At 47.8% G+C, this 10,003-nt stretch carries 4 protein-coding genes; 1 reads left to right on the top strand and 3 read right to left on the bottom strand.

All coding sequences use genetic code 11. The features are described 5' to 3' along the window. Positions 1–470: 470 nt before the first annotated feature. Positions 471–1,577 carry a [FeFe] hydrogenase H-cluster radical SAM maturase HydE gene (gene hydE, locus J7K63_03425; GenBank protein ID MCD6234073.1) on the bottom strand — a complete coding sequence of 369 codons (1,107 nt, stop codon included), beginning with the start codon at positions 1,575–1,577 and terminating at the stop codon, positions 471–473. 125 nt (positions 1,578–1,702) lie between these two features. Next, entirely contained in the window at positions 1,703–2,818 is a 1,116-nt protein-coding gene (locus tag J7K63_03420) for an MFS transporter (protein ID MCD6234072.1), read from the bottom strand. Between the two features lie 481 nt (positions 2,819–3,299). Here J7K63_03420 and J7K63_03415 point away from each other — a divergent pair, with 481 nt between their 5' ends. Further along, a complete protein-coding gene (locus J7K63_03415) occupies positions 3,300–4,556 on the top strand; it encodes an aminotransferase class I/II-fold pyridoxal phosphate-dependent enzyme (protein ID MCD6234071.1) in 1,257 nt (418 codons plus the stop codon). A 43-nt stretch (positions 4,557–4,599) separates the two neighbouring features. Here J7K63_03415 and J7K63_03410 read toward each other — a convergent pair whose 3' ends face one another. Beyond that, complete coding sequence (locus J7K63_03410; GenBank protein ID MCD6234070.1) at positions 4,600–9,999, bottom strand: pyridoxal phosphate-dependent aminotransferase; 5,400 nt, start codon at positions 9,997–9,999, stop codon at positions 4,600–4,602. Between the last annotated feature and the right edge of the window lie 4 nt (positions 10,000–10,003).

Here is a 10,003-nt window from a genome sequence, read left to right as displayed (position 1 = left end):
CCGTTTGAAAATGACTTGGATTCAAGTATTAAGTGCAACATGTCTTTCTCAAAAAAATACTTTGATTGGCGTTTTAAATCCAAGACATTTTCGTAATATGTTATTCAGTTTTTTCATAGCTGAAATAATTTCCCGGGGTATGATGCTTGCAAAGTCCCTGTCTTTAGGGAAGTATTGTCTGATCAGCCCATTCATACGCCATCTCGCTTTGTGTGTGCCCTGTTTCCAATAAGGAATAAATTCCGTATCTTTGTTCAAGGGTAAGCTGTTTGTATCCTTTCATTTGTACACCTCATGTTTTATGGTAAAAACAGTACAAATTGTACAACAGCTTGCCTGTTTTTCCAAAAAAACTCTGAGTTGCACTTAATTGTTGAATTCAGGCGATATTAATTAATCAATCATAAAAATATACGGAAAATAATAGATATTTAGCAAGATACTATATTCTAACTTCCAGCTTCTAAATTCTATATGCCCGGTCGCGCCCTGCCTCTGAGATTCATCATTCTCTTATTATAATGTTTTGAATCCCCCCATTCATCATAAGCGATTTTATTTCCCGCCAGTCCGACCCGCATTTCCAGGCAGCTTTTACAATCTTCGGGATTCTCGTCCGTACAGGGCTTGTTATTGTAAAGATGATAATCATCCCTGAATTCACCAGGAGTTACATTGGGCATGATGACATTGGCACCGATTTTGATGGCTTTTTCCCGTCCCAGCTTGTGGATAGATTGCAACGCTGTTGCTGCGGCAATATTCACATCCTTCATGAGAATCCGGAGGGCTGCCACCATATTCAGGGCCAGTTCGAAACGTTTTTTCTGCGGCAGTAAAAGGTGGCGGAAAGCATAGAGCGGGGTATCCTCATGTTCAAGATAGGGACCCATCCCGATCATATCCAAATCGATGGATTGCATCCAGAGAAGATCCTCAGCGAGACTTTCGTGACTCTGAAAAGGCAACCCGATCATTACACCGCTGCCGGTTTGATATCCCAAATCCTTTAAGTCATAAAGACACTCCAACCGCTCATCAAAATCGTGAAGAGTATCATTGGGATGGAGTTTGGCATACAGATTCCGGTCCGATGTCTCAATCCGGAGTAAATAACGGGCTGCACCGTGCTCAAACCACTCCTTGTAGGTCTCCCGGGACTGTTCTCCACAGGATAATGTTACCCGAAGTTTCCCGCCGGATAGTTTATCCATGCCATCCAAAAGCTTTGTGATCCGTTTGGTAAAGGCAGGACTTTTTCGTTCACCCGATTGGAGAACAATTGAGCCAAAATGATTCTCATAGGCAAATTGAGCTGCTTTGAGAATTTCTTCATCGGCGATATCATACCGGTGAACTTTCACGTTTGATTTACGGATTCCACAATAGAGGCAATCTTTTCGGCAGATATTCGAAAACTCTATAAGTCCCCGAAAATATACCTTATTCTGTATATAATACTCCTTCACCGCCATGGATTTTTTAAAAAGGCGGTCCATATCTTCACCTTCAGCCTTCAGCATGTATACCAGATCATCTTTTGTGAATGTCTTTTTATCCAGAATTGCTTCTATCATGAAATATTGTTTCCCTCATTTATCTTTCGGGAATATAAGCACAATTGAACTTTGAAAGGGCTTTAAACGGCAGATTATCTTATGTCGCTTGTACAGAATTTATAAATATGACTGAGGATTTCTGTTTAATGAGCAGTGGAATTTTTTAAAGGAATTTTAGCTGCAAAGGGAATAGCGGCGAGAGCGATGATATTTGCAATGATATACGCTGTTTCAAGTCCGAACAGGTCAGCAAGCCACCCGATCAGAAATGTAGCCAGGGCACTGAGAATAAAATTCATAGTCATATAAAGTCCGTTTATAAAGGCCGGCCGGTTATGGGGGATATCATGGACCATGGCAAGGGTAACGGGACCAAAAGCAAAAAGGAAGAATCCCGTAAGCAGGAGGACCGGTAAAACCCAGAATCCCTTCGCGAGAATGAACAAGGCCATGAGCAAGGGATTTACGCTGGTGATAAAAATCAAAGTTTTCCTCCGACCGAAATAATCAGAAAAGGTCCCCGCAATAAAAGTCCCCGCCGCACCGGCAAACTGGAGAATCGAAAGGCCGGCTCCGGCAAAAAAGAGGGTTGCACCCCGGCTTTTTAAAAAGGTTGGTAAAAAGATGGTCAGGGCACTTTTCATGGAAGAACGGAAAAAAAACATAGCTCCCATCATAATCAGGAAAGGAATAATTTGTTTTACATCCTCGCGGATTCGGGGCATGGATTCACTTTTTGCTTCATTCCGGGCATGGAGATCCACGTAATGGAGCTCAATCCACAGCAGAGCCGTCACCACCAGTGCAAAACCTGTCAAACGCCAGGTTCCGGAAAATCCCCACAGACTGATGGCACCCAGAATCGTCAGGGGTCCCAGAGTTCGTGCCAATTCTCCTCCAAACATATAAAAACTCATCCCCATACCGTTCCGCTTTCCGGATAAACGGCGGACCATCACCGGAGCAGGGACGTGAAAAACTGTAGAACTCACACCGCTGACAAAGAGCAAAATAGCCAGAACACCATAACTTGGGGCCAGGCCGATGAGACTCATGCTGATGGCTGTCACCAGGGGAGCAAAAATAATAAAATATTTCACGGGAAGCCGGTCTATGGCCAGGCCGACAAAGGGATTAAAAAGGGACGGTACCCGCTGAATCACAGACAAAAGGCCGGCTAAAGCATAGGAAATTCCAAGATTTTCAATAATCAACGGTAAAACAGGCGCTAAGAAGGCGGAATAAGTATCATGCAACATGTGTGACAGAGATAGGATAATAACTTTTAAACCCTGAAATCCATCACGTTTTGCCTTTTGAATCATAATGTAATTTAAAGAAAATTCTTTTGGGCTCAAAGGGTTAGACGGTAAGGCGCTTAAACGTTGAGAGGGTTGCGGGTTAGAATACAGGTATCACGTATTTATAAAATTCTTATCTCACTATATAGGAAGATGTTTATATGTATAAACCCCCGGGGATAAAATAATCCCGACTGCAATTAAACGCAAGATTATATTATTTTTAATATATTAAGACCCGAACACTAATTCCCGTGCTGCAACCCGTCGTCCCTATCCACTCATCCGGTTTTTCAACTTTCACCACTTTCCCTGTCATCAAAAAAGACCGCCACAACCGGTCATAACGAAGTACCAATCTTCCATCATACACACTTATATGTACAGGATTCCCCTGAATTTTAATATATTTACACCAACAACAGAAGAAAGGAACAGCATGTTGCCCGAACTGAAAAAAATTGCGCAGCAAAAGTTTAAAGCCAGAAAAACGGAGTTTTTTAGTGAATATCCGGACGTTTTTAACAAGATGTACCATTTTACACGAGCAAAAACGGCTAAGGTACTTCGTTATTATCCCTATTTTCTGAAAATTCAGGAATCCGATACTACAGAGGTTGTAATAGAGGGGAAAAAGGTAATTATGCTGGGTTCCAACAATTATCTGGGACTCACAAAGCATCCGGAAATTTTGGAAGCGGGTGTTAAAGCGATCCGCAGATATGGTTCCGGCTTGACGGGCAGCCGTTTTTTAAATGGAAACATGGTGCTTCATGAGGAACTGGAAACCAAACTGGCCCGCTTTGTGGACAAAGAGGCAGCCTTGGTTTTTTCTACGGGTTTTGGCGTGAATCTTGGAGTTATCGCCACAACAGTAGGACCCGGAGACCTCTTATTCAGTGATGAGCTCAATCATGCCTCCATTGTTGATGGTTCCCGTTTCTCCCGGGCAGAGATTATCCGCTTTAAGCACAACAATATGAAAGATCTGGAAAAACAGTTGTCTGCTGCAGATAAAACAAAAGGGCGTTTTATTGTCGTGGATGGGGTCTTCTCCATGGAAGGCGATATCATCAATCTGCCGGAGCTTGTACAGATTGCCAAGAGATACGGTGCCCGACTGATGGTGGATGATGCTCACTCCCTGGGTGTTTTAGGTCCTAAAGGAAACGGGACGGCAGCCCATTTCGGAGTAACGGATCATGTGGATATGATTATGGGGACATTCAGCAAATCGCTGGCATGTGTCGGAGGATTTGTCGCCGCAGAAGAACCGGTTATCGATTATCTGAAGCACAATACCCGAACCATGATTTTCACGGCCGCCCTGCCGCCATCCAATGTGGCCATGGTCACCAAAGCCCTGGAAATCATTGAAAAAGAGCCCTGGCGCCGGACAAAGGTTTTGGAAAACGCCGCTTATATTCAAAAAAACCTGAAAAACATGGGTTTCAATATCGGAATGAGTACCACACCTGTCATCCCGGTAATTATCGGTGAAGAGATGAAAACCTTCCGTGTGTGGAAAGATCTCTACGAAGAAAAAGTCTATACCAACCCCGTCATCTCCCCTGCCGTGCCCAAAGACCGTTGTCTGTTACGTACCAGTTATATGGCCACCCATACCCGGGATCAACTGGATTTCTGCCTGGAGAAATTTTATAAAGTCGGGAAAAAGCATGGTATGATTTCCTGAAGCCACTGAAAAATAACTCAAACTCATCCTCTCCACTCTCAAATTACCCATTTTCCCCTGTCAGCCGTGCTACAGCCAGCAGGTGTGCCTGAATAAGATTGCGTTCCGATGTTTTAAAGGCGGTTTCTTCCATTTTAATGATTTGCTGGACATCCCGGATCACCCGCAGGACATCCACGGGGATTTCTGTTTGTCGGGCAGTGGCTGTACGAAGCATACGGACTGCTTCCAAAAGGAGTATTTTCAAGCGGTCATCTTCCTGGGAGGATGGCAGACGCAAAACCTGCCGGAACAGACTGCCAACAGAATTGCCGGTCTGCCCATCAATCGCTCCGTCGGGAAAAATATTTGCCAGTGTATTCAGGGCAGCCGCCAGTTCGTTGAAACTCCTGATCTTTTCCAATACACTGCCGGAAACAATATTCCACACGGCATTCCGGTGAGATTCGATATATCCGGGTTTTTCCAGTTCCGACAAGACGGCCTGCAACCAGGCATCGGACGGGATATGGCGAATTGACGTAAGAAAAGTCTCTTTATCACAATTCATAAAATCGTATTGCATTAAAACGGCCAGTTCGGGATGGAGAGCGGATAAAATGTCCGGATCCACCCCGTTTTCGTTTAAAATATCCTGTACCGGCAATCCCAACTGCCGCAACACTTCTTCCTGAAGGAGAGGGGCCATTTCCCGGATGAGCTGATGGTCCTCTTCGAGAGCGGCAAAAGCTGAATTCCCCGGTGGAAAAGCCAGGGCCGCTTCTTTGACAATCCTCAGTTCAGGATCCTGATAGAGGCGGAGGGTTTTCAGAATATCCAAACAGGGCAGACGGGATAAAATCCTGTCTTTAAGGATGGTCAATCCCTCCCCTTTCCATTCCGGATCTTCCATGAATTGACGAAATGCCCGGAAAAGTCCGGTTGAAAGCTGATTAACGCCAATCATCACCGTCTGGCTTCGCTGATGACCAATAGCCCGGAGCATGCTGCCGCTTTCCGACATGGGAATAATGCGGGCCAGGCGTTGTAAAAGTTCCCGTCCCTCCTGCCTGCTGACAGGCCGGATAGTGGGCCGATCCCGAAGTGTAGGCACAATCCTTGAGAGGAAATAACTGACAAGATGGAGTCCTGTCAGATCTTCATCCCGGCCATAAAGAATCTGCCGGAAATTTCGCGTATGGATTTCAATAAAACGGTCCATGGCCGTATCGGGTGCATAGCCGTAAAGTGATTCAATCATCTGCCGGCGTTGCATCACGGACCTGTTTCGGGTTCCCTGAAAGGTATCGTTCATGTGCCGGATCTGATCGGCATGATCGGTTGATGAAACTGTCAGGTGATGGAGGAGCGCTGTTCTGTCTTCAAGGCTCAGGAAACGGATGGTTTCACTCACAGTGCTTTGAAAGGTTCGGAACTCCCGGCCCTGCCAGATACCTCTCAGGGGAAAACGGGCGGATGAGAGTTGCAGCTTCAGGGGACTATCTGGTAATACATCCAGTCCTTCCGGTACCGTCACCGGTTTACCGGCCAGCGGATCATAGTAACCGCCCTGGCGTTGCATGGGTTCTCCGCTGCCCAATTTCACCCGCACGTCAGCTGCCAGTCCACGGGAAGCCAGCCACTCTTTAATATCCACACGGGCATGCTGATATAACTCCTGACTCCCTGCCTGTCCCACCTGCTGGCTCAAATCTGAACCGGCAATAAAAAATTCACAAACCATCTCTTTGAAACGGTCCTGCTCACTCTGTTCAACCCGCCGGGTCCGGGCGGCATAGGACCAGAGTTCATCCAGATATTGACGGATACTTTTCACCCGCTCCATCTCTTCAAAGAGGGGAATAATCCACACCGGAGGAACAAGCTCTCCACCGGAGCGGCCGAGAATTTCCCGCTGCTGTAAAAATTTCCGGTCCAGATTGACAAAAGCCCTCGGCGTATCGCTCATGCTTACCTGAAGGGCCGGAACCATGCGGGGATGACCGGTCCGATGAGCCAGCATGTTGATTTCACAAATGTTGTACACTGTCGTGTCTATGGCAAACTGGTCCTGATCCATAATTTGTTTCTGGTGAATCCGGGGCGTCAGGGCAACACGTTTGACGGCGCTTTTGAAGGCCACAAAGGGGAAAGATACGGCAGGGTCATCGAGTCTGCCGGCAATGCGGGGAATAAAATCGTGGATCGATTTCCGGAGTTGCTTGTTCAGCGAAAAATAATACTCCAGCCAATAGCGCCGTTCTTCCCGGAGTTTCCGCATCTGTCGTTCCAGTTTATCATTGTGCTGCCAGATTTTCCGTACAGGATCGCCGGAAAGTCCAACCTTGCCCAGCATTTTCCGAAAAGCGGAAGGATTGACCAGATCATAAGGCATCAGGGATTGATAGCGCTCTGCCAGTTCCACTGTCAAATCGGTAATCCGGTTCAGAAGTTTCCAGAATTTGCGGGTCGTATCTTCCAGTTTCTGGACTTTTTTCCAGAGTTCTTCCGGGGGGATGTAGGACGGATCAATTTTCCGCGCATGTTTCAGAAGTCCGGCCATGCGCTGTACATCATAGAGAAGGACTGCAGCAGCCAAGCGGTGTCCCTGGCCGCTGGGACGGGAACTTCCGTCCCAATCGCTCCAAAACGAAAGGAGTACCGGGCTCTCCACACCATGGATAATTTGCGCCCGGGCTTCGGCATCCTGCCAGGCTCTGATATCCAGAACCAGTTCATAAGCCTCTTTTGATGAGGAAATTGCCACATTTTCCCCTAAAAATTCATCCACCAGAGAACGTGCCAGGCGCCTTTTCAAATCTGTCGTGACTGTTTGATTCCGGCAAATCACATCGATCATGCTGCGAAAATCCTGCTCAACAGGCAGGGCATGGATTTGTGTGGGATGGACAGTCCGGTCAAAAAGCCTGTGTTTAAAACGTTCTGCCCGTTCTTCATCCGATTCCTTATAAAATTCCTCCTGCAGCTTCTTTTGAAGGATTTGTGTTTTTTGTGAACGAATCCAGAGTCTGCGGGCTTCATCCAGGCTATAGGCATTCTGAAACTGTTGTGTAAATGTGTGGATTCGTTCATTCAGAAATGTTTTTAATCCGGAAGGGCCTTCGAGGGGAAGGTTCCGTTTCCGGATACGGTCTGTACCCTTTTCGAGGGCCAGATCGGCAATTTCCCGGCAGACAGATTCCCATTGGAGTATGAAAGGATTGCGAGGGTTCTCCCGCAACCGTGCCGGGGGCAGATCAACCCGCCGGACCGATGCCGCTTTGATACGGATAATCCGGTTCAGGTCAATCAACATACGGCGGGTTTTAAACTGCAGATCTTCCGCCGAATCGCCACCTCCCAGGGAAAGCCGGAAGCTTTTACAGGCAGCAGTATATCCGGGAGATGTACGAGCAAAAGCCGTTAAAGGAATCAGACCGATTCCCTGATTGGCCAGTTCTGTTGCCAGCAGGTCAATAGAGACACCCGGCGGCAGATCTTTGATTTCCAGCCGGGGATACATGGCACCTTCCGGCCTGTGAATCACAATATTCTGCCTGTTCCGAAACGCCGGTAGTTCCTGCCGGGCCTTCTCCAAAGCTTTCATCCGCTCGTTGAGAATCCGGTTTCTCATTATCCGGTACTCATCCAACCGGGAAAGGGGATTTTTGTAAAAAAGAAGACCGATAAGCAAAGCCGTGGGATTGGGCCGGATTTTCCTGTTCAGCGCCTGAAAGCGCTCACGGACTGCCGGATGAGGAATATGGGCTACTGCCAGACGGGCTCCTGCCAGACAGTCGGTTTTGGATAACGAGTGAACAGTAAAAATGAGGTCCGGAGCCCTATCGGCTATAATGCCCCGTTCCCGGAGTTTCAAAGCCCGCTGACGGATGGAAGGTTCAGGCCCGAAATGGTCGGAAGGAGCAATGCCGTAATAAGATAAATCATCGATAATCCGTACACGCCGGATAGCCAGTTCCCGGATCAACAGATCCAGTGTTTCCCCTTTCCACACGAGCCCTGTAGCATTGTGAGGTGTATTGACTACTACAGCCCCCTTGTCACGCCACGACGGGTCCTGGCGCAGACAGGTATCCACGGCATGTAAAATTCCGGGGACATCGGGACGGAGATCGGGCAATGGGGGGACAGACCGGCAGTGGGGAAAGGCATGCTCGTAATTCCAACTCATATCCGAAATGATTACATCCCTGATTCCGCTATGTTGCCCGAGAATGGCAAGGGCAGTCCGTGCCGATCCGCTCACCACACAACACTCCTGTTGCCGGTAAAAAGGGTAGGAACGGAGAAAAGCCGCCAGAAATGAAAACTCCAAATCCTCGATTCTTTCAGGTTGCCGGCTCAAATTTGCATAGAAATCAAGAAGTTCCTCCCTGGTCAGGGAAACAAGAGGATCCTTTAAAGAATGGCGCTTTGCCAGAGAAGATTCACCAAGAATACGGCCCGTACTTTGGCGGGTTCTTTCCCAGAAGGATTCCAGAAGCGTATGTCCTGTAAAGGGTCTCGGATTTATCCCCGGACGGAGATCCGGACACGTATTTAATTCCGTTTCACCGGTCAGAAAGGCTTCCAGAGCACAAATTTCCGCCGCAGAGGGTGTGCCCTTCAACTCAAAATGGAGGGTTTCCATTTGTTGCAGGTAAGAACTGTTCCCCAGAACGGTCACGACCGGAAGAAAGGCAAGCCTCGGATCAAAAACCGCCGGACTCAGAAAGCGGATGACATGGTCCCGGAGTCCTGCTTCCCGTGCCAGGGAAAGATGATTAGGGGCATCATTCATCTCCACAAACATGGCGGGATATTCAAGGGTAATCTGACGATATAGTTTCCGTTCACTTTCAGAAAGGTAACGGCCGATGATAAAAAAGACCGGGGATGTATCCCCGGAAAAAAGGGCTTGGGGATTTTTCGGCAGAGAAATAAAACGGAGTCGCTCATAATCGGAGACAATGAGAGACAAATCCGTCCCGATGGCAAGTATCCGGGCTGAGGGGGCTTCAAGAGAGGTGTTCAGGACTCTGAGGAACACCCGGAGTGTCTCAAAATGCCCGCCGGAACAGAAAATCATTTCCCTGGGATCGCCGTTTTCACCCACATAATATTCCAATCCCTCCCGCTCCGTATTCAGCAAATGATCATGAATCGTACGGACCAGTTCGGGAATGTCATGACTCCGGTAACCACCGCGGGGGGCATAGGGAATGCTGGATGACACCGCCTTGACAATTAATGGCCACAGGGGATGTTTACCGGGATTTTCATCTCCGGCAAGGAGTGTCAGCATTTTTCCTTCCAGGCGGATATCCCGGACCGGATTTCCGATATGGAAACTTACCCGGCGGACATCGGAAACATCAGCGCCGGATGTGAGTTCGCTGATTTCAGATATCCTGGCTACCCGCAACGGATTGAGACGCGGAATATGTGATTGCGTATCAGGCATGAAA

Source organism: Candidatus Neomarinimicrobiota bacterium, assembly GCA_021157965.1.
Lineage (GTDB): Bacteria > Fidelibacterota > Fidelibacteria > Fidelibacterales > Fidelibacteraceae > Fidelibacter.
This window is presented reverse-complemented; position numbering and strand designations above follow the sequence as displayed.